This is a genomic window from Pseudomonas sp. DE0157, from assembly GCF_007678615.1.
GTDB classification, from domain to species: domain Bacteria; phylum Pseudomonadota; class Gammaproteobacteria; order Pseudomonadales; family Pseudomonadaceae; genus Aquipseudomonas; species Aquipseudomonas parafulva_B.
Genome location: NZ_VEJN01000002.1, coordinates 423,083 through 441,703, shown reverse-complemented (window position 1 = coordinate 441,703; position 18,621 = coordinate 423,083). Strand labels below are relative to the sequence as shown.

Genomic DNA, 18,621 nt, shown 5'->3' with positions numbered 1-18,621 from the left:
ATGACCAGCGACATAATGTTTCGAGCTTTTGCTTGATATGACTTATTTGAGCAGGCAACGACGCAGGCGTTCCTACTTGAGTTCGCCCCTGGACTGACGGCCTGTCCTCAGATTGCTTCAAGCTTGGCGTAGCCCACCATCAACCATTTGCTGCCTTCGGCAAAGTTGACCTGTACACGAGCCTGGGCCCCGGAGCCTTCGAAGTTCAGGATGACCCCTTCACCGAAAACGGAGTGCTGCACGCGCTGGCCGAGGTTGAATGCGGTTTCGGGGATATCCGCATTGGCAAACAGGTGGCTGTTGAGGGCTGTCTTCGGAGTGCCGAACGGGCGGCTGACACTGTTCGACAAACGTACTTCCTGCACCAGACCAGCCGGAATCTCGCGTACGAAGCGAGACACCTTGTTGTAGGTCTCACTACCGTAGAGCCGTCTTGTCTCGGCATACGTCATGACCAACTGACGCATGGCGCGGGTAATGCCCACGTAGGCCAGGCGGCGTTCTTCCTCAAGACGACCTGGCTCCTCCAGGCTCATCTTGTGCGGGAACAGTCCTTCCTCCATGCCCACCAGGAACACGTAGGGGAACTCCAGACCTTTGGCACTGTGCAAGGTCATCAGCTGCACACTGTCCTCGTGCTCGTCAGCTTGCGTGTCGCCGGCTTCGAGCGAGGCGTGACCAAGGAAGGCGGACAGTGGGGAGAGGTCGGCGTCCTCTTCGGTCGATTCGAAGTTGCGCGCTGCGCTAACCAGTTCCTCAAGGTTTTCCACCCGTGCCTGACCCTTTTCACCTTTTTCTTCCTGGTGATAGATGATCAGCCCGGACTGTTCGATGGTGGTCTGCGTCATGGTATGCAGCGGCATGTCTTCGACCTTGGCCGCAAGCCCGTCAATCAGCTCGATGAACGCACCCAGCGCGCTGGCAGCCCGGCCCTTGAGCGCTTTTGCGGCGATGAGCTGGCACATCGCCTGCCACATCGATACCTGGCTGTGACGTGCATGCTCGCGAATGGCCTCGACGGTTTTCTCGCCAATGCCGCGCGGCGGCACGTTGATCACGCGTTCCAGCGCCGCATCGTTGCCGCGACCTTCAATCAGGCGCAGGTAGGCCATTGCATTCTTGATCTCTGCACGCTCGAAGAAGCGCTGGCCACCATAGATACGGTAGGGAATCCGCTCGCGCAGCAAGGCTTCCTCGAGCACCCGTGACTGGGCGTTCGAGCGATACAGAATAGCGATTTCGTCACGCGCGTTGCCTTGCTTGATCAGGCTTTCAATGGTCTCGACCACATAGCGTGCTTCGTCGTGTTCGTTGTAGGCGGCGTACAGCGTAATGGGTTCACCTTCACCCATGTCAGTCCACAATTCCTTGCCCAGGCGCCCGCTGTTATTGGCAATCAGGGCGTTGGCAGCCTTGAGGATGGCCCCGGTGGAGCGGTAGTTCTGCTCCAGGCGGATCAACTCGGCATCTGGGAAGTCGGCCGTGTACTGGTGGATGTTCTCGATCTTGGCGCCGCGCCAGCCGTAAATCGACTGATCGTCGTCCCCCACCGCCATCAGGCTGTCGCCACCACGGGCCAGCAGACGCAGCCAGGCGTACTGCACGGCGTTGGTATCCTGGAACTCATCGACCAGCACGTGACGGAAGCGGCGTTGGTAGTGGGCCAACAGGCCTGGGTGATCGCGCCACAAATCCAGGGCGCGCAGCAGCAACTCGGAAAAATCGATGACACCGGCGCGCTCGCAGGCCTGCTCGTACGCGGTGTAGACATCGCGCATGGTGGTCAGGAACAGGTCGCCACCTGGCTGAATGTGCTGCGGGCGCAGGCCTTCGTCTTTCTGGCCGTTGATGAACCATTGGGCCTGGCGTGCCGGCCACTTCTGTTCGTCCAGCCCCAGCTCGCGCATCACCCGTTTAACCAGGCGCTGCTGATCGTCGCTGTCGAGAATCTGGAAGTTCTGCACTAGCCCCGCTTCCTGCCAGTGGGCACGCAACAGCCGATGCGCCAGACCGTGGAATGTCCCCACCCACATCCCTGCAGGGTTGATGCCCAACAATTGCTCGATCCGGTGGCGCATTTCAGCAGCAGCCTTGTTGGTGAAGGTCACCGACAGGATCGAGTGCGGGGATGCCTGCTCCACCTGGATTAGCCAGGCGATGCGATGCACCAGCACACGGGTTTTACCGGAACCGGCGCCAGCAAGCACCAGTTGACGCCCGACCGAAGCCGCTACAGCCTGGCGTTGGGCATCATTGAGGGAATTCAGCAGGAGGGAAAGGTCATCTGTGCTCATCTCGCCATTCTAGGGGGACGCTGAGCCAGGGGCAAACATCTACTGTATGAATATTCACCTTGGGCCCCTGCCGTTCATCGCGACAAGGGCGCCTGGGTCACACCAGGGCGCCATCTTTGGCGCACTGGCTGGCTACATCAGTCGAGCGCCTGGAGGTCTTCGATTGCGATGCGCAGGCTGCCATCTGCATGGATGATCTCCAGCATCTTGAAAACACACGGCCCTTCACGCAGGTATTCGACAGTCTTCTCGGTCAATACAGCATTGGCGATGACCCCAGTGTCCACCAGCTTGAGTTGCAGAACCTCCCAGCCGCCCCGGTGGCGAATTGCCGGCTCGACTAGTACCGGCTCGAACGCCGGACTTGGCACGGTGACGACACCGTGAACCCGGAAGGATTTCTGACCGCCTGCGGTCTGGTTGTAAGCAACGAAGTCTTTGAGTGTGCTCATGGGAGCCTCCTTGATGGTGAAAGTAGCGCATATGCGCATCGCTACTGTCTCCGTATCAAAGCTGGGCTACGATTGGGCAACGCTTCACCCGTGCCAGTTTCTGCCATGGCGGGCGAGCAGGCTGTTGGCCTGCTCAGGACCATTACTCCCGGCAGGGTACGAGCGCGGAGTCTGGAAATGCGCTTCCCAGCCCTTGATGATGGGATCCACCCACGCCCAGGCGGCTTCGACCTCATCGCGTCGCATGAACAGGGTCGAGTCGCCTTCCAGCACGTCCAGCAACAAACGTTCGTAGGCTTCCCAGCGACGTGTCTTGCTGAAGACCTGGGCCAGGTTCAGGTCCAGGTCGACCGGCTCCAGGCGCATGCCCTTGCCGGGGATCTTGGTCATCATGCGCAGGCTGATGCGCTCGTCTGGCTGTAACTGAATCAACAGCTGGTTGACCTGGCCACCCTCGAACAGCGCATGCGGTACAGGTTTGAACTGGATGACGATCTGCGAGGAGCGCCGGGCCATGCGCTTGCCCGTGCGCAAGTAGAAGGGCACGCTAGCCCAGCGCCAGTTGTCGATGTGCACTTCGATGGCGACGAAGGTTTCGGTATCACTGTCGTTATTGACGTCCTTTTCAAAGTAATACGCGCCTACCTCCTGACCGCCGATATATCCGGCCCCGTACTGGCCACGAACAGTTTTCTCCTGGACGTCTTGTCCGGTAATCGGCTGAAGCGCTCGGAGAATTCGCACTTTCTCATCACGCACGGCCTCGGCTTCGAACTGCGCAGGCGGCTCCATGGCCACCAGGCAGAGCAGCTGGAGCAGATGGTTCTGCAGCATGTCGCGCATGGCCCCTGCTCGGTCGTAGTAGCCACCACGGTTCTCCACGCCCAAGGTCTCACCGACACTGATCTGCACGTGATCGACCTGCCCATTGCGCCACACCGGCTCAAGGAGTGCGTTGGCAAAGCGCAAGGCCATAAGGTTCTGGACGGCTTCCTTGCCCAAGTAGTGATCGATACGGAACACCTGCCGCTCTTCGAACACCGCTCCGATCGCTTCATTGATGGCAGTGGCCGACAACAAGGAGTGCCCGATCGGTTTCTCGAGCACAATACGCGCTTCGCTGTCGGCCAGTCCTGCGGTATGCAAATGGCTGGCAATGGGCGCGAACAGCGAAGGCGCGGTGGCGAGATAGAACACGCGCATCAAGCCCCCGGGCTCGCCCAGGTAGCGTGCCAGCCGAACGAAATCAGCACTCTGGGTCGCATCCATCGCGAAGTAGTCGACCCGGGCACAAAAGCGTCGCCAGATGTCTTCGTCAAAGTCGCGAAGAGCGATCTGTGCCCGGCAATGCCGCTCTGCAAGCTTGAGGTAGTCACTGCGCGGCAGAGGGCGCCGAGCCAGGGCGATTACCCGCACGGCAGGGTCGAGGCGATTGTCACGAAACAAGTGGTAGAGCGCGGGCAGCAACTTGTGCAGGGCCAGGTCGCCCGTGCCGCCAAAGACCAGAATGTCGCAAGGAATAGTCAAACCACCACGCTCCACGTTCGTTTAACTGGGCGGGTTGCCGTCCATGTAGTATAACTACAAGAAAGCTACAACCCGGCCAGCCGATCATAACCGAGTCCAGCCCGTGAATCTGTTGCAACATATCGCCCAATCGCGCCACCTGCTGCGCAAATCGGAACTGAAAGTGGCCGATCACGTGCTGCTGGACCCGGCCGCCGTCATGCACAGTTCGATGGCTGACCTGGCACATAGCGTCGGTATCAGTGAACCGACCATCGTTCGTTTCTGCAGGGCTATCGGGTGCTCGGGGTTTCAAGACCTGAAGTTGAAACTGGCGCAGAGCCTGGCCGCCGGGGCTAGTTTTGGTCAGTTTGCTATTCATGAAGACGACTCCGTCGCCGATTACAGCCTCAAGATCTTCGACACGACCCTGCATACCTTGATGGAGGTGCGCGAGCACCTTGACCCACAGGCGCTTCAGCAGGCCGTCAGCGCCATGGCGCAGGCGCAGCGTGTGGAGTTCTATGGTTTCGGCGCGTCCGGGGCCGTGGCAGCCGATGCCCAGCACAAGTTCTTCCGTTTGCTGCTCAGCGCGGCGGCGTACTCTGACCCGCACATGCAGGCGATGTCCGCCGTGACGCTCAAGCCTGGCGACGTAGCGGTGTGCATTTCGCAATCAGGCCGCTCGAAGGACTTGCTGATCACGGCCAACCTGGTCCGTGAAAGCGGCGCCAACCTGATCACGTTGTGCCCCAGCCAGACCCCGCTGGCCGAGCTGTCCACGGTCAACCTGGCCATCGACGTTCATGAAGACACCGAGATCTATACGCCTCTGACCTCGCGCATTGCTCACCTGGTGGTCATCGACGTGCTGGCCATGGGCGTTGCCATGGCGCGCGGTCCAAGCTTGGTCAATCACCTCAAGAGCGTCAAGCGCAGCCTGCGTAGCCTGCGACTGTCGCCCAAGTCGATCAAAGCCCATGACGACTGAAGCCTGCTTCGGTTCCACGGGACGGCGCCATCATCGTTCACGACGCTGTCATCATCGCGCCTTCAAACGGTAAAACCATCGGGTCATTCTGAGCCTTCCGCATCCTTCCCGGGAATCAGGCAATGGCTCGTGACCACGACGGCATCTACCAACCCAACGCCAAGGCTCGCAAACAGCAGGAAAAGGACCAGCGACGCATGGAGTACCGCCGCGCTATCGAAAGTTACTGTGACCAACGGCAACTCTTGCGTGATGTCGCTGATTATCCTGACTTCGAAGGGCTCACTGCCTGGCAGGCAGCAGCGACGACTGACCCGAAAAACGCTCGACCAATGCGCTGATCAATGACCGCTCGCTGCGTATGAAGGCCTGAAAGGCGAGTGCGACCGGCGATTGTCGCTTGGCCTTGGATTGAACCACGCACCAGCTGCGGTACAGCGGCAACTCCTCGACAGGCAGTTCTACCAGGTTTCCCGTGGCCAGCTCCATGTTCACGGCATGGCGGGTCAACAATGCGATACCCAACCCGGCTATCACGCATTCACGCTGGGCATCGGCCGAAGCCACTTCGAGGGTTTGGGTGAAATGCACGCGCTTTTCCTTGAAATACTCCTCGCAAGCCTTGCGGGTGCCTGAGCCTTGTTCGCGTATCAGCAGCGTATGGGGCTCGAGGTCTTGCAGGCGCAGCCGCGGCAGCCTACACAGGGCATGCTCAGGCGGCGCGACGGCGATGATCGGGTTATTCAGGAACGGCAGGAAGTCCAGCCCCATGTCCTGCGGCACCATGGACATGATGATCAGGTCATCACGGTTATCGGACAGTCGCCTGATGGCCTGTGCCCGGTTGACGACGGTCAAGGTCAGGTTGACTTCCGGGTGCCGCCGCTTGAATGCCGCGAACAGATGCGGCACGAAATACTTGGCGCTGGACTCGATCGCCAGCTTCAACTGCCCTTGCAACGACCCCTGCATGTCCGACAACTGCATATCCAGGCTCTCCAGCCGCCCGAAGATGTCGTGACTGGCACGTTGCAGCGCTTCGGCGGCTTCCGTGAGGTACAACTTCTTGCCCACGTATTCGAACAACGGCTGGCCAATCAGCTCTTCGAGTTGACGGATCTGTAGACTAACGGCGGGTTGCGTGAGCGCCATCTCTTCGGCCGCGCGGCTATATGAGCGAAGATCACACACCTCATTGAAGACCTGCAATTGACGCAATGTCATACGCATCAAGGACTTACGCATTTTATTCGACTCGTCGGCAATACCTTGTAACTTCACTATAAGCTTTTGCTAATACTGCCCCTAACAAATATTGATTTTTGTTTATCGACCTACAGCGCTAGGGTGAATCTGCGACTGGCTGAACAACAACGGGCCACGCGCCGACCGGTAGAACCGTGTCGACTGTTCATACGGCTTTGGGAAGAATCCAGTGATAAAAAAAATCCTGATCGCCAACCGAGGTGAAATTGCAGTTCGGATCGTGCGCGCTTGCGCCGAAATGGGCATCCGCTCGGTAGCGATCTTTTCCGACGCCGACCGGCACGCGCTGCATGTAAAGCGTGCAGACGAAGCCTACAGCATTGGCGCAGAGCCACTGGCCGGGTATTTGAATCCTCGCAAGTTGGTGAACCTGGCAGTGGAAACGGGCTGCGATGCCTTGCACCCGGGCTATGGCTTTCTCTCGGAAAATGCGGAGTTGGCCGAGATCTGCGCCGAGCGCGGGGTCAAGTTCATCGGGCCTGCTGCCGACGTCATTCGCCGCATGGGCGACAAGACCGAAGCGCGCCGCACCATGATCGCCGCGGGCGTTCCGGTCACCCCAGGCACAGAGGGCAACGTCGCCGACATTCACGAGGCGCTCAGTGAAGGCGATCGTATTGGTTACCCAGTAATGCTCAAGGCGACGTCGGGTGGTGGCGGCCGTGGTATTCGCCGCTGCAACAGTCGCGAAGAGTTGGAGCAGAACTTCCCGCGCGTGATTTCCGAGGCCACCAAGGCATTCGGTTCGGCAGAAGTGTTCCTGGAAAAGTGCATCGTCAACCCTAAGCACATCGAGGCGCAGATTCTCGGCGACAGCTTCGGCAATGTCGTGCACTTGTTCGAGCGCGACTGCTCCATCCAACGCCGTAACCAGAAGCTCATCGAAATTGCACCGAGCCCGCAACTTACCCCAGAGCAACGCGCGTACATCGGCGACTTGGCAGTACGTGCAGCCAAGGCGGTGGACTACGAGAACGCCGGTACCGTTGAGTTTCTGCTGGCCGATGGCGAAGTGTATTTCATGGAAATGAACACACGCGTGCAGGTCGAGCACACCATCACCGAGGAAATTACCGGTATCGATATCGTGCGTGAGCAGATCCGCATCGCATCGGGCCTGCCTTTGTCGGTGAAGCAGGAAGATATCCAGCACCGTGGTTACGCCCTGCAGTTTCGCATCAATGCCGAAGACCCGAAGAACAACTTCCTGCCCAGCTTTGGCAAGATCACTCGTTATTACGCGCCAGGTGGCCCCGGTGTGCGTACCGATACCGCCATTTACACCGGCTACACCATTCCACCGTTCTACGACTCGATGTGCCTGAAGCTGGTGGTGTGGGCATTGACGTGGGAAGAGGCCATGGATCGCGGCCTGCGGGCCTTGGATGACATGCGTGTACAAGGGGTCAAGACCACTGCGGCGTATTACCAGGAAATCCTGCGTAATCCGGAATTCCGTAGCGGTCAGTTCAATACCAGCTTCGTTGAGACCCACCCGGAACTGACCAACTATTCGATCAAGCGCAAACCCGAAGAGCTGGCCCTGGCCATCGCTGCCGCCATCGCCGCCCACGCAGGCATTTGAATACAGCAGCAAGCTGCCAAACCCAGATTGCCAGCCAGCGCCAACGCGTCTGTGCAGGCCGGCTGAGGCGTGAAGCTTGCCGCGACGAGGAGATAACAATGTCCAAGAAGATTCACGTAACCGATACGATCCTGCGCGACGCCCACCAGTCTCTGCTGGCCACCCGTATGCGCACCGAAGACATGCTGCCGATCTGCGAGAAACTCGACAAGGTCGGTTATTGGTCGCTGGAAGTCTGGGGGGGCGCCACCTTCGATGCCTGCGTGCGCTTTCTGAAGGAAGACCCGTGGGAGCGCCTGCGCAAACTGCGTGCAGCACTGCCCAACACGCGCCTGCAAATGCTGCTGCGCGGCCAGAACCTGCTGGGTTACCGTCACTACAGCGACGATGTGGTCAGGGCATTCGTCGCCAAGGCCGCCGTCAATGGCATCGACGTATTCCGCATCTTCGACGCCATGAACGATGTGCGTAACCTGCGTGTGGCCATCGAGGCGGTCAAAGCCTCGGGCAAGCACGCCCAGGGGACCATCGCCTACACCACCAGCCCGGTGCACACCATCGAGGCGTTCGTGAACCAGGCCAAGCAAATGGAGGCCATGGGTTGCGACTCGATCGCCATCAAGGACATGGCCGGCCTGTTGACCCCGTTTGCCACGGGCGAGTTGGTCAAGGCGCTCAAAGCCGAGCAATCGCTGCCTGTCTTCATTCACTCGCACGACACCGCCGGCCTGGCCGCCATGTGTCAGCTCAAGGCTGTGGAAAACGGCGCCGACCACATCGATACCGCCATCTCCAGCTTCGCCTGGGGCACCAGCCACCCGGGTACCGAGTCGATGGTTGCTGCGCTCAAGGGTAGCGAGTTCGACACCGGCCTGGACCTGGAACTGCTGCAGGAAATCGGCTTGTACTTCTACGCCGTGCGCAAGAAGTACCACCAGTTCGAAAGCGAGTTCACCGCCGTGGATACCCGCGTGCAGGTCAACCAGGTGCCGGGTGGCATGATTTCCAACCTGGCCAACCAGCTGAAAGAGCAGGGCGCGCTCAACCGCATGAACGAAGTGCTGGCAGAGATCCCGCGTGTGCGTGAAGACCTCGGCTTCCCGCCGCTGGTGACGCCGACCTCGCAAATCGTTGGCACCCAGGCGTTCTTCAATGTGCTGGCCGGCGAGCGCTACAAGACCATCACCAACGAAGTGAAGCTGTACCTGCAAGGCGGTTACGGTAAAGCCCCTGGCGTGGTCAACGAGCAGCTGCGCCGCCAGGCGATCGGCAGCGAAGAAGTGATCGACGTGCGCCCGGCCGACCTGCTCAAGCCAGAGATGACCAAGCTGCGTGCCGACATCGGTGCCTTGGCCCGTTGCGAAGAGGACGTGCTGACCTTTGCCATGTTCCCGGACATTGGTCGCAAGTTCCTCGAAGAACGCGAAGCCGGCACCCTTACCCCGGAAGCGTTGTTGCCAATTCCGGAGGCTGGCGCCGTTTCTGCGCCAGGCGGTGAAGGCGTCCCGACCGAGTTCGTCATCGACGTGCACGGTGAAACCTACCGCGTCGACATCACTGGCGTTGGTGTGAAAGCCGAAGGCAAGCGCCACTTCTACCTGTCGATCGACGGCATGCCGGAAGAAGTGGTGTTCGAACCCCTTAACGAGTTCGTTGGCGGCGGCGGCAGCAAGCGCAAGCAGGCTAGCGAGCCGGGTCACGTGAGTACCAACATGCCCGGCAACATTGTCGATGTGCTGGTCAAGGAGGGTGACATGGTCAAGGCCGGCCAGGCCGTACTGATCACCGAAGCCATGAAGATGGAGACAGAAGTGCAGGCGGCCATAGCCGGCAAGGTCGTGGCAATCCACGTGGCCAAGGGCGACCGTGTCACGCCGGGTGAGATCCTGATCGAGATCGAGGGCTGAGTAGACCCTAATCTATAAGCGGTTTACCTTGGGGGAGCGGATGCTCCCCTTTTTCTTTGCTGGATTCACCGGCATCTTCGCGGGTAACCCGCTCCCATAGGATCGCCGCAGGTTCCGACATCGAGTTAATCCTGTGGAAGCTGGCTTGCCGGCGATAGGGCCGGTGAAGCCAGCGCAAAAATCAGTCTTTGCGGCAAGCCTCGAGGGTTTCTACTTGGCCCTCTGGCTGTTGATTCTCATCACTCAACCACCGCTCAAACCCGGTAGCCACCTGCGGCCACTCATCATCGGTAATCGAATACCAGGCCGTATCGCGGTTGTGGTCCTTCACCACCAAGTGCTTGCGGAACACCCCTTCGAAGGTGAAACCAAAGCGCTCTGCCGCGCGCTTGGAGCGGGCGTTGGCGTTGTTGCACTTCCACTCCAGCCGGCGGTTGCCCAGTTCGAAGCTCAGCTTACCCAGCAGGTACACCGCCTCGGTGCCCTTAGGGGTGCGCTGCATGGCGGCGCCGAAGGCGATGTGGCCGATTTCGATCCGGCCGTGGTCGGGCACAATCGACATCAGGCTGAGAATGCCCTGAGCCTGGCCGGTGGTACGGTCGATGACGGTGTAGAACAGCGGGTCGCGGCCTGCGGCGTTGCCGTCCAGCCAGCGGTCGAAGGCGGCACGCTCGGTGAACGGGCCATAAGGCAGGTAGTCCCATAGCACCGGGTCGGCGGTTGGGCCCTGCAGCACTTCCCAGAGGTCGTCGCCATGGCGCGCAGGGTGGAGCTTTTCCAGGCGGATGAAGCGGCCCTCGATGGGCTCGGCCTGGGGCGTTGCGGCGGGTTTCCAGTTCAATGCGTCTGTCATGTTCAGCCTACAAGCCTTTGCGAAATTGGATAAAGCCCGAGCGCTCGGCAACCTGCTGATACAGGCTGACGGCGGTGGCGTTGGTTTCGTGGGTCAGCCAGTGCACCTTAATGCAGTTATCGCCCTTGGCTGTGGTGTAGACGTGCTCGATCAGCTGGCGACCAACGCCCAGACCACGCTGCGCGCTGTCGACGTACAGGTCCTGTAGGTAGCAGGAGTTCTCGATGCTCCAGTTGGAACGATGGTAGATGAAGTTGACCATCCCCACCGCCTTGCCATCCACCCAGGCCAGTGCCGAATGGGTCGGCTCACTCGGGTCGAGCAGGCGCTGCCAGGTGCTCAGGCTGACGTCATCTGCCAACTCGGTTTCGTAGAAGTGCAGGTAGGCTTGCCACAGGGCGTGCCAGGCGGCGTGATCTTGAGCGGTGACAGGGCGCAGGGTAACGCTGGGCATGGGCTATTCCTTCAAAGCTGGCGCATGTGCGCTGCGAGTTGGTTATCCAGCTGATCGGGGCTGGCGGTCAGGCCTTCGCGCACGCCGGCGATGTCTTGTTTGGAGCGGTTCTGGCTGAGCTTGCGCGCACCTTGCAGGCGGGCGATGGGCAGGCGGATACCGACGATGGCGCGGAGCATGCCGTCGAGGTAGTCAGCCGGGGCGTCGGTGACGCTCCATGGCTCGTTGCGGCCTTGTTCGTGGCGCTCGGTCAGGCGGCTGACGATAGTCAGCAACGCTGCTGGGTCTTGGATTATCTCGGCCGGACCATAAGCGTGTACTGCCAGGTAGTTCCAGGTCGGCACGACCTTGGGGTTATCGGCTTTGCTTGGGTAGTACCCGGGGCTGACATAGGCATCGGCGCCGGGGAAGACCAGCAGGGCTTCGCCACCTTGTGCCAGGTCCTCCCATTGGCGGTTGGCCCGTGCCAGGTGCGCATAGACGGTCCCTAGCTTGCCTTCGCCGGTATCGACCAGCACCGGCAGGTGTGTGGCCAACAAGCCTTGTTCTCCTTGGCTGACCAGCACGGCCAGGCGGGTATCGAGCATATGCTGATGCAGGCGGCCGAGGTCGTCTTCCTGGTGAGGTTTGCTGTTGTACATGCTCGGTTTCCTTGTGCAATGGTGCCATCCTAAGCAGGCTATTGGTTCTGGGTAAGAGCCATTACTGCCTGTTTTGATAGGTCCAATACCATGAGCGATAGCCCCCTCGTTTTGCCTTTCGACCCTTCCGGAATTGCCTTGGATCACCGCCGCGGGCTTAGCCAGCAGCTGTACCAAGCGCTGCGAGCGCGGGTGCTGGATGGGCGCCTGAGCAGCGGAACCCGGTTGCCGGCCACCCGTGAGTTGGCCACCATGCTGGGGTTATCACGCAACAGCGTGGTGCGGGCCTATGATCAGTTGTACGCCGAGGGCTACATCGAAAGCCGGGTGGGTGATGGCACTTACGTGAGTCGGCTACCAAAACTATCCACACAAGTATCCACAGGGTTACCCCATGGGTTATCAACAGACTTATCCACATTTCCTGTAAATGATACTGAGGATTTATCCAGCAACCGGCGTTTCAGTGACGCTTTGCAGCGACTGAAAACCAACTACTTGCCGCCGCCAAGAAGCGGTCAGCCCCGTGCTTTTCGCGTCGGTATTCCCGCATTCGACCTGTTCCCGTTTGACGTCTGGGCCAAGCTGCAGGCGGGTTTCTGGCGTCATCCGAGCCCCGCTCAACTGGGTTATGGCGATCCGGCGGGCGAGCCGATGCTGCGCGAACTCATCGCTGCCTACTTGCGACGCTCGCGTGGGCTGAGTTGCATGGCTGAACAAATTGTGATCACCAGTGGTGCACAACAGGCCATCAGCCTTTGTGCACAGTTGCTGTTGCAGCCAGGCGACGGTGTGGCTGTGGAAAACCCGGGCTATCGGGCAGCCGGTCATGCCTTCGCACTGGCGGGTGGCCGGGTGCATGGTGTACCGGTGGATGAAGAGGGGATGGATTGCACTCGGCTAGCGCAATTGGAGGATTGCCGGCTGGCCTACGTGACGCCTGCTCATCAGTACCCGACCGGGGTGACCATGAGCCTGGCGCGTCGCCTGTCACTGCTGGCCTGGGCCGAGCGTAACGACGCCTGGATTATCGAGGACGACTATGACGGTGAGTACCGATACCGTGGCGCGCCCTTGGCCCCGCTTGCAGCGCTCGACCTTCACGGGCGGGTGCTGTATGTCGGCACCTTCGGCAAAATCGCCTTCCCGGCGCTGCGCCTGGGTTACCTGGTGCTACCGCCGCCGCTGGCCCAAGCGTTCAGCCAGGGCAAGGCGTTGGCGGTGCGGCATTCTGAGGTCAGCAGCCAATGCGTGATGGCCGAGTTCATGGCCCGTGGGCACTTTCAGCGGCATATCCGGCGCATGCGCAAGGCGGCGTTGAGGCGGCGCAATGTGCTCAAGGCCGGCTGGCCTATGGATATTCCCGGGTTGGGTGCCATGCCGGCAGTGGCGGCCGGGCTGCATGTGAAGGTAGATGTGGATAACTTTGCGCGTGAGCAGGAACTGGTAGCCAAGGCTGAAGCGGTGGGCGTAGAGGTGACGGCGCTGAGCAGTTTCTGGTTGGCGGACAGCGAGGTGCCTGTGGATAAGCGGGCAGGGCTGGTGCTGGGGTTTGCAGCGGTGCCGGAAGGGGAAATTGCCGATGCCTTGATGAAACTGCGCAAGGCTTGGCGGCCACTTCGCGGTTAAACCCGCTCCAACAGGATCTGCACAGCACTTAAGGTCAGCGCTGTACCTGTGGGAGCGGGTTTACCCGCGAAGCAGGCGACTCAGGTCCCGGACTTGATTCTGGTCCATGCGCGGGTCCGCGCACGCTCCGCATCTCGCGCCAATGGCTTGAGGGTGTACAGCTTGGTCATTGCCTCTGCCGTCGGGTACAGGTTGGGGTTGTTGCGAATCGCTGGGTTCACCTTGTCGGTCGCATCCTTGTTCGGATTGGGGTACCCGACAAAGTCGCTGATCGGCGCAATCACCTCCGGCCGCAGGAGGTAATTGATGAACTTATAGGCGTCTTCCGGGTTGGCCGCGTTTTTCGGTATCGCCAGCATGTCGAACCAGATCGGTGCGCCTTCCTTGGGCAGGCGCATGTCCACCACGACACCGTTGTTGGCCTCGCGGGCACGGTTGGCAGCCTGCGAGAAGCTGCCGCTGTAGCCCACGGCGACGCAGATATCGCCATTGGCGATGTCTGCCATATACTTCGACGAGTGGAAGTAGGTGATATACGGGCGAATCTTCAGCATCAGCGCCTCGGCCTTCTTGTAGTCGGCCGGTTTGTCACTATTGGGTGGCAAGCCCAGGTGCTGCAGGGCCAGCGGCAGAATCTCCGACGGCGAGTCAAGCAGGGCGACGCCACATTGCTTGAGCTTGGCAATGTTCTCTTCCTTGAAGATCAGGTCCCAGCTGTCCACCGGCGCATTGTCGCCGAGCGCAGCCTTGACCTTGGCCGGGTTGAAGCCGATCAGTATGGTGCCGTACATGTACGGCACGGCAAACTTGTTACCTGGGTCGTTGGCCTCGATCAGCTTCATCAGGGCCGGGTCCAGGTGTTGCCAGTTCGGCAGCCTGCTGCGATCGAGCGACTGGAACACGCCGGCCTCGATCTGCTTGGCCAGAAACACGTTGGATGGCACCACCACATCGTAACCAGAGTTGCCGGTCAGCAACTTGGCTTCCAGCGCTTCATTGGTATCGAAGATGTCATACACCAGCTTCACACCGCTGTCCTTTTGGAAGTCAGTCAGCGTCTGCGGGGTGATGTAATCGAACCAGTTGTACACGCGCAGCGTGCGCTGTTCGGCCTGGGCGTGCAGGGTACCTGCGCACAGTACTGCAGCAACGAGAGGGGCGAGTAGCTGTTTGAGGGTGGCCATTATCGAGCTCCGGGTTGTGCGCGTTGGAAGCCTTCGAGCACGTTGACGGCGTTGATGCCGATTTCTTCCACGGCATAGCCACCTTCCATCACGAACAGGGTGGGCTTGCCGAGCTGCGCGATGCGCTTGCCCATCTCCAGGTAATCAGGACTGTCGAGCTTGAACTGGGAGATCGGATCGTCCTTGAATGTGTCCACCCCCAGCGATACCACTACTACCTCCGGCTCATACGCGGCGATGCGCTCGCAAGCGTCTTCCAGAGCTGCTCGCCAGGTCGACCAGTCACTGCCTGCCGGTAGCGGATAATTCACGTTGCAGCCCTCGCCGGCACCGGCTCCGGTTTCGTCGGCATAGCCCAGGAAGAAGGGGAACTCATCCTGAGGATCACCATGAATGGAGGCGAAGAAAACATCGGCGCGGCTATAGAAAATGTCCTGGGTACCATTGCCGTGGTGGTAGTCCACGTCGAGGATGGCCACCTTTGCTCGCCCTTGGTCGAGGAAGGCCTGGGCAGCGATGGCTGCATTGTTCAGGTAGCAGTAGCCCCCCATGACGTCGCCTGCCGCGTGGTGCCCCGGTGGACGACACAATGCGAACGCGGCGTGGGCACCCTGCTCGATGGCCGCTTGCGCCGTGAGCGCGACCTGGGCTGCGCTGTAGGCGGCCTGCCAGGTGCCTGCCGTGATGGGCGCCCCTGCATCGAAACTGTAGTAACCCAGCTCACCGTGCAACCCGGTGGGCTTGACCGCCCGCAACGTGCGAGCAGGCCAGGTATAGGGAAGCAGATCGCCCTCCTGGCCCATGGCTGCCCAGCGCGCCCAGGCACCTTCGAAGAAGTCGAGGTAGTCGGCACTGTGTACGCGCAGCAACGGCGCACGGCCAAAATCGTCAGGGCCTCTGACCTCACCCAGCTCGCGTTTGCGTACCTGGGCCAGGACGTGATCGGCACGCGAGGGCATTTCGAAGCAAGGCATGAGCTTGCCGTCGATCAGCTCGCAGCGGCCATGGTGCAGACGGTGATCATCGGAATAGATCGTCAGCATTGTTGTTCTCCGGTGGGTACTGGCGTGCATCCATTGTCACGAACGGGGCCGCTTAGCGAGAACGTCCGAATCGGCCAAAAGAGGATAGATATGGCCAACGTCGACCACCTTCATCTTCGCGGCAGTTTCCCTGGGCCTAGCAGCAGGGTCAGCCACGAAACCGAGTCGGCGCCACGCCACTCCAGCGCACAAAGGCATGACGGAAACTGGCCGTCTCGCTGTACCCAAGCGTTTCGGCAATGCGGTGGATCGGCATGTGCCCGTCGGCGAGCAGTTCCTTGGCCCGTTCGAACTTCAACTCATCGAGCAATTGCTGATAGCTGCTGCCCAGCGCCTGCAAATGACGGCGAAGCGTACGGGACGAGCAGTTCATCTGCCGTGCCAGGCCCTCCAGGCCCGGCGCCGCTTCCAGTTGATTGACAAGCAGTTGGCGGACGCGCCCCAGCCATGCCTGCCGGCCGGTGAACTCGAGGTTCAGGCGTCGGCATCGCTCTTTCATGGCCTTGTGGGTGATCGGGTCGGCCAGGGGAAGTGGCGCGTCTAGCCAGTGCCGCTCGAAGGCAAAGGCATTGTCATGGGAGGCGAAGGTGGTCGGGCACTGGAACATGCGCCTGTAGCACGCGTGGTAATCCGGGCGCAGGTGCTCGAAGCGAGCCCCGAGCAGCGGCAGATCGAGGCCTAGCAAGTCGTCGCAGATGACCTTCAACGACACCATGCAGAATTCGGCGTTGAAAGCGCTGAGCGCAGGGCTGTCCCGATAATCGCTGGCGCTGAGCCAGACACTGTGGCCGTCGTCGACCAGACGCAAGGTAAAAACTGTTCCCAGCAGTGCCGGATACTCCAATGCCAGGCTCAGGGCGTCACCCAAAGTGGCACTGGACAGCAGCGCGTACCCCAGCATGCCGTAGGAAGACACGCGCATGCGCTGGCCCAACTCCAGGCCAATATCCTCCCGACGTGCCACGGCATTGGCACAGACCTGCAGTTCCTGCTGGGTCGTGATGCGTGCATCGGCATGGCCAAGGTCCGCTGGGCCTATGCCGCTCCCGGCCAGCAGCTCCGAGGCTTCGCAGCCTTGAGCCTGGAAGACGTTGAGAATCAGCGAAACCGCGTTGAGGGTGGTCAGGTGGCTGTGCAGCATGCTGGGTGGTCCCGTAGGTCTGGGACGCATTACCGAGCAAGTTGTATGCCGAGTGCCGTCAATGCCTGCCAACCGGCACCGGGCGGGCAAAAAAAAGCCCGAAGCATGCGCCCGGGCTTAGGAAAGGTTGAGAGGTGTCTAGTCCCTCGACCTGGTGAGACGGTTACAACGTGCTGGTCAGGCCTTGAGCGGAACCAGACGCGGGGCAATCATGTTTTCCGGGCGCAGGATGTCGTCGAGCATCGCGTCGTCCAGCAGCTTCTCTTCGCGCACCAGTTCAAGCACACCGCGGCCGGTTTCCAGGGCAACGCGAGCGATACGGGTGGCGTTTTCGTAGCCGATATAAGGGTTCAGGGCAGTGACCAGGCCAATCGAATGCTCGACCAGTTCACGGCAGCGCTGTTCGTTGGCGGTGATGCCGACGATGCAATGCTCGCGCAGCATGTCCATGGCGCGTTGCAGCAGGCGAATCGAGTCGAAGATCTTGTAGGCGATCAACGGCTCCATCACGTTCAACTGAAGCTGGCCGCCTTCGGCCGCGACGGTCAGGGCCAGGTCGTTGCCCATGATGGCGAAGGCCACTTGGTTCACGGCTTCAGGAATCACCGGGTTTACCTTGCCTGGCATGATCGAGCTGCCTGGCTGACGAGCCGGCAGGTTGATCTCGTTGATGCCGGTACGCGGGCCGCTGGACAGCAGGCGCAGGTCGTTGCAGATCTTCGACAACTTGACCGCGGTGCGCTTGAGCATGCCGGAGAACAGTACGAAGGCGCCCATGTCGGAGGTGGCTTCGATCAGGTCGGCAGCCGGTACCAGTGGCTGGCCACTGATGGTTGCCAGACGCTGTACGGCCAGAGCTTGGTAGCCCGGGTCGGCGTTGATGCCGGTGCCAATCGCGGTGCCACCCAGGTTGATCTCGGTGAGCAGCTCAGGTGCCAGCGAGCGCAGACGGTTGAGGTCTTCGGTCATGGTGGTGGCAAAGGCGCGGAATTCCTGGCCCAGAGTCATCGGCACGGCGTCCTGCAGCTGGGTACGACCCATCTTCAGTACGTGGTCGAACTCTTTACCTTTGGCAGCAAAGGCCTGGATCAGGCTGTCGAGGCTGGCCAGCAGGGCGTCGTGGCCCAGCAGCAAGCCCAGGCGAATAGCGGTGGGGTAGGCGTCGTTGGTCGACTGCGCCATGTTCACATCGTTGTTGGGGTGCAGGTACTGGTATTCACCCTTCTGGTGACCCATGGCCTCCAACGCAACGTTGGCGATGACTTCGTTGGCGTTCATATTGGTGGAGGTACCGGCACCCCCTTGAATCATGTCGACCACGAACTGCTCGTGGTAGTCGCCCTTGATCAGACGGGCGCAGGCTGCACTGATGGCAGCGTGCTTTGCATCGCTCAGGTGGCCCAGCTCACGGTTGGCATCGGCAGCCGCCTGCTTGACCATGGCCAAGGCCACGACCAGCTTGGGGTAGTGCGACAGGGGGACGCCAGAGAGGTGAAAGTTGTTGGCAGCGCGCAGGGTCTGGATGCCGTAGTAGGCATCGGCAGGAACTTCAAGGGTGCCCAACAGATCTTTTTCGACGCGGAACGATGCAGCAGCGGACATGATAAATATCATCTCGAGTTTGACCCGGCACATGCCGGAATGGCGCCAATCCTAGGCCCTAAGGTGTTTTTGC

At 60.5% G+C, this 18,621-nt stretch carries 16 protein-coding genes; 5 read left to right on the top strand and 11 right to left on the bottom strand.

Translation table 11 applies throughout. The features are described from left to right. Positions 1-107: 107 nt before the first annotated feature. The 3 genes from uvrD to zwf form a co-directional block, all read right to left on the bottom strand. Positions 108-2,294, bottom strand: coding sequence for a DNA helicase II (gene uvrD, locus FS777_RS04775; protein ID WP_145254118.1), 2,187 nt, complete (start codon positions 2,292-2,294; stop codon positions 108-110). Between the two features lie 137 nt (positions 2,295-2,431). Then, positions 2,432-2,746, bottom strand: a complete 315-nt coding sequence (locus FS777_RS04770; protein ID WP_058638788.1) for a hypothetical protein — start codon at positions 2,744-2,746, stop codon at positions 2,432-2,434. Between the two features lie 84 nt (positions 2,747-2,830). Then, positions 2,831-4,273, bottom strand: a complete 1,443-nt coding sequence (gene zwf / locus FS777_RS04765; protein ID WP_145254115.1) for a glucose-6-phosphate dehydrogenase — start codon at positions 4,271-4,273, stop codon at positions 2,831-2,833. Positions 4,274-4,376: 103 nt separating this feature from the next. On the opposite strand from zwf, the gene hexR reads away from it, so the two are divergent. After that, positions 4,377-5,243: a transcriptional regulator HexR gene (gene hexR / locus FS777_RS04760; RefSeq protein ID WP_023532857.1), complete on the top strand. Its 867-nt coding sequence runs from the start codon at positions 4,377-4,379 to the stop codon at positions 5,241-5,243. 122 nt (positions 5,244-5,365) lie between these two features. Beyond that, on the top strand, positions 5,366-5,584 hold the full coding sequence (locus tag FS777_RS21605; RefSeq protein ID WP_078479366.1) for a PA3496 family putative envelope integrity protein: 219 nt from the start codon (positions 5,366-5,368) through the stop codon (positions 5,582-5,584). On the opposite strand, the gene FS777_RS04750 is transcribed toward FS777_RS21605, so the two are convergent. Next, on the bottom strand, positions 5,526-6,488 hold the full coding sequence (locus FS777_RS04750; protein WP_058638789.1) for a LysR family transcriptional regulator: 963 nt from the start codon (positions 6,486-6,488) through the stop codon (positions 5,526-5,528). The genes FS777_RS21605 and FS777_RS04750 overlap by 59 nt on opposite strands. A 190-nt stretch (positions 6,489-6,678) precedes the next feature. On the opposite strand from FS777_RS04750, the gene FS777_RS04745 reads away from it, so the two are divergent. Beyond that, positions 6,679-8,094 carry an acetyl-CoA carboxylase biotin carboxylase subunit gene (locus FS777_RS04745; protein WP_058602736.1) on the top strand — a complete coding sequence of 472 codons (1,416 nt, stop codon included), beginning with the start codon at positions 6,679-6,681 and terminating at the stop codon, positions 8,092-8,094. 98 nt (positions 8,095-8,192) lie between these two features. Further along, on the top strand, positions 8,193-10,001 hold the full coding sequence (gene oadA / locus FS777_RS04740; RefSeq protein ID WP_058638790.1) for a sodium-extruding oxaloacetate decarboxylase subunit alpha: 1,809 nt from the start codon (positions 8,193-8,195) through the stop codon (positions 9,999-10,001). Positions 10,002-10,182: 181 nt separating this feature from the next. Here the strand turns inward: oadA and FS777_RS04735 are convergent, their stop codons facing one another. From FS777_RS04735 to FS777_RS04725, 3 genes are read right to left on the bottom strand one after another with little or no spacing between them, the layout of a single operon-like run. After that, positions 10,183-10,854, bottom strand: coding sequence for a GNAT family N-acetyltransferase (locus FS777_RS04735; RefSeq protein ID WP_058638791.1), 672 nt, complete (start codon positions 10,852-10,854; stop codon positions 10,183-10,185). A gap of 7 nt (positions 10,855-10,861) precedes the next feature. Then, positions 10,862-11,308, bottom strand: coding sequence for a GNAT family N-acetyltransferase (locus FS777_RS04730; protein WP_058638792.1), 447 nt, complete (start codon positions 11,306-11,308; stop codon positions 10,862-10,864). Positions 11,309-11,319: 11 nt separating this feature from the next. Further along, positions 11,320-11,949, bottom strand: a complete 630-nt coding sequence (locus FS777_RS04725; RefSeq protein ID WP_078479364.1) for an FMN-binding negative transcriptional regulator — start codon at positions 11,947-11,949, stop codon at positions 11,320-11,322. Positions 11,950-12,039: 90 nt separating this feature from the next. Here FS777_RS04725 and FS777_RS04720 point away from each other — a divergent pair, with 90 nt between their 5' ends. Next, the gene (locus tag FS777_RS04720; protein WP_145254112.1) at positions 12,040-13,578 is read left to right on the top strand and encodes a PLP-dependent aminotransferase family protein; all 1,539 of its coding nucleotides are present in this window, start codon (positions 12,040-12,042) and stop codon (positions 13,576-13,578) included. Between the two features lie 80 nt (positions 13,579-13,658). Here the strand turns inward: FS777_RS04720 and FS777_RS04710 are convergent, their stop codons facing one another. The 4 genes from FS777_RS04710 to aspA form a co-directional block, all read right to left on the bottom strand. Further along, a complete protein-coding gene (locus FS777_RS04710) occupies positions 13,659-14,762 on the bottom strand; it encodes a polyamine ABC transporter substrate-binding protein (RefSeq protein WP_058638801.1) in 1,104 nt (367 codons plus the stop codon). Beyond that, entirely contained in the window at positions 14,762-15,805 is a 1,044-nt protein-coding gene (locus FS777_RS04705; protein WP_058602743.1) for a histone deacetylase family protein, read from the bottom strand. Before FS777_RS04705 ends, FS777_RS04710 begins: the two co-directional genes overlap by 1 nt. A gap of 148 nt (positions 15,806-15,953) precedes the next feature. Further along, entirely contained in the window at positions 15,954-16,946 is a 993-nt protein-coding gene (locus FS777_RS04700; protein WP_058638803.1) for an AraC family transcriptional regulator, read from the bottom strand. 177 nt (positions 16,947-17,123) lie between these two features. After that, complete coding sequence (aspA, locus tag FS777_RS04695) at positions 17,124-18,548, bottom strand: aspartate ammonia-lyase (RefSeq protein ID WP_058602745.1); 1,425 nt, start codon at positions 18,546-18,548, stop codon at positions 17,124-17,126. Positions 18,549-18,621: the final 73 nt, after the last annotated feature.

What these genes read in the sequence shown, in the direction of transcription:
- uvrD (WP_145254118.1), bottom strand. Translation starts at nt 2,294, where the DNA reads ATGAGCACAGATGACCTTTCCCTCCTGCTGAATTCCCTCAATGATGCC.
- FS777_RS04725 (WP_078479364.1), bottom strand. Translation starts at nt 11,949, where the DNA reads ATGTACAACAGCAAACCTCACCAGGAAGACGACCTCGGCCGCCTGCAT.
- FS777_RS21605 (WP_078479366.1), top strand. Translation starts at nt 5,366, where the DNA reads ATGGCTCGTGACCACGACGGCATCTACCAACCCAACGCCAAGGCTCGC.
- FS777_RS04730 (WP_058638792.1), bottom strand. Translation starts at nt 11,308, where the DNA reads ATGCCCAGCGTTACCCTGCGCCCTGTCACCGCTCAAGATCACGCCGCC.
- FS777_RS04705 (WP_058602743.1), bottom strand. Translation starts at nt 15,805, where the DNA reads ATGCTGACGATCTATTCCGATGATCACCGTCTGCACCATGGCCGCTGC.
- aspA (WP_058602745.1), bottom strand. Translation starts at nt 18,548, where the DNA reads ATGTCCGCTGCTGCATCGTTCCGCGTCGAAAAAGATCTGTTGGGCACC.
- FS777_RS04735 (WP_058638791.1), bottom strand. Translation starts at nt 10,854, where the DNA reads ATGACAGACGCATTGAACTGGAAACCCGCCGCAACGCCCCAGGCCGAG.
- oadA (WP_058638790.1), top strand. Translation starts at nt 8,193, where the DNA reads ATGTCCAAGAAGATTCACGTAACCGATACGATCCTGCGCGACGCCCAC.
- FS777_RS04750 (WP_058638789.1), bottom strand. Translation starts at nt 6,488, where the DNA reads ATGCGTAAGTCCTTGATGCGTATGACATTGCGTCAATTGCAGGTCTTC.
- FS777_RS04710 (WP_058638801.1), bottom strand. Translation starts at nt 14,762, where the DNA reads ATGGCCACCCTCAAACAGCTACTCGCCCCTCTCGTTGCTGCAGTACTG.
- FS777_RS04700 (WP_058638803.1), bottom strand. Translation starts at nt 16,946, where the DNA reads ATGCTGCACAGCCACCTGACCACCCTCAACGCGGTTTCGCTGATTCTC.
- FS777_RS04720 (WP_145254112.1), top strand. Translation starts at nt 12,040, where the DNA reads ATGAGCGATAGCCCCCTCGTTTTGCCTTTCGACCCTTCCGGAATTGCC.
- FS777_RS04770 (WP_058638788.1), bottom strand. Translation starts at nt 2,746, where the DNA reads ATGAGCACACTCAAAGACTTCGTTGCTTACAACCAGACCGCAGGCGGT.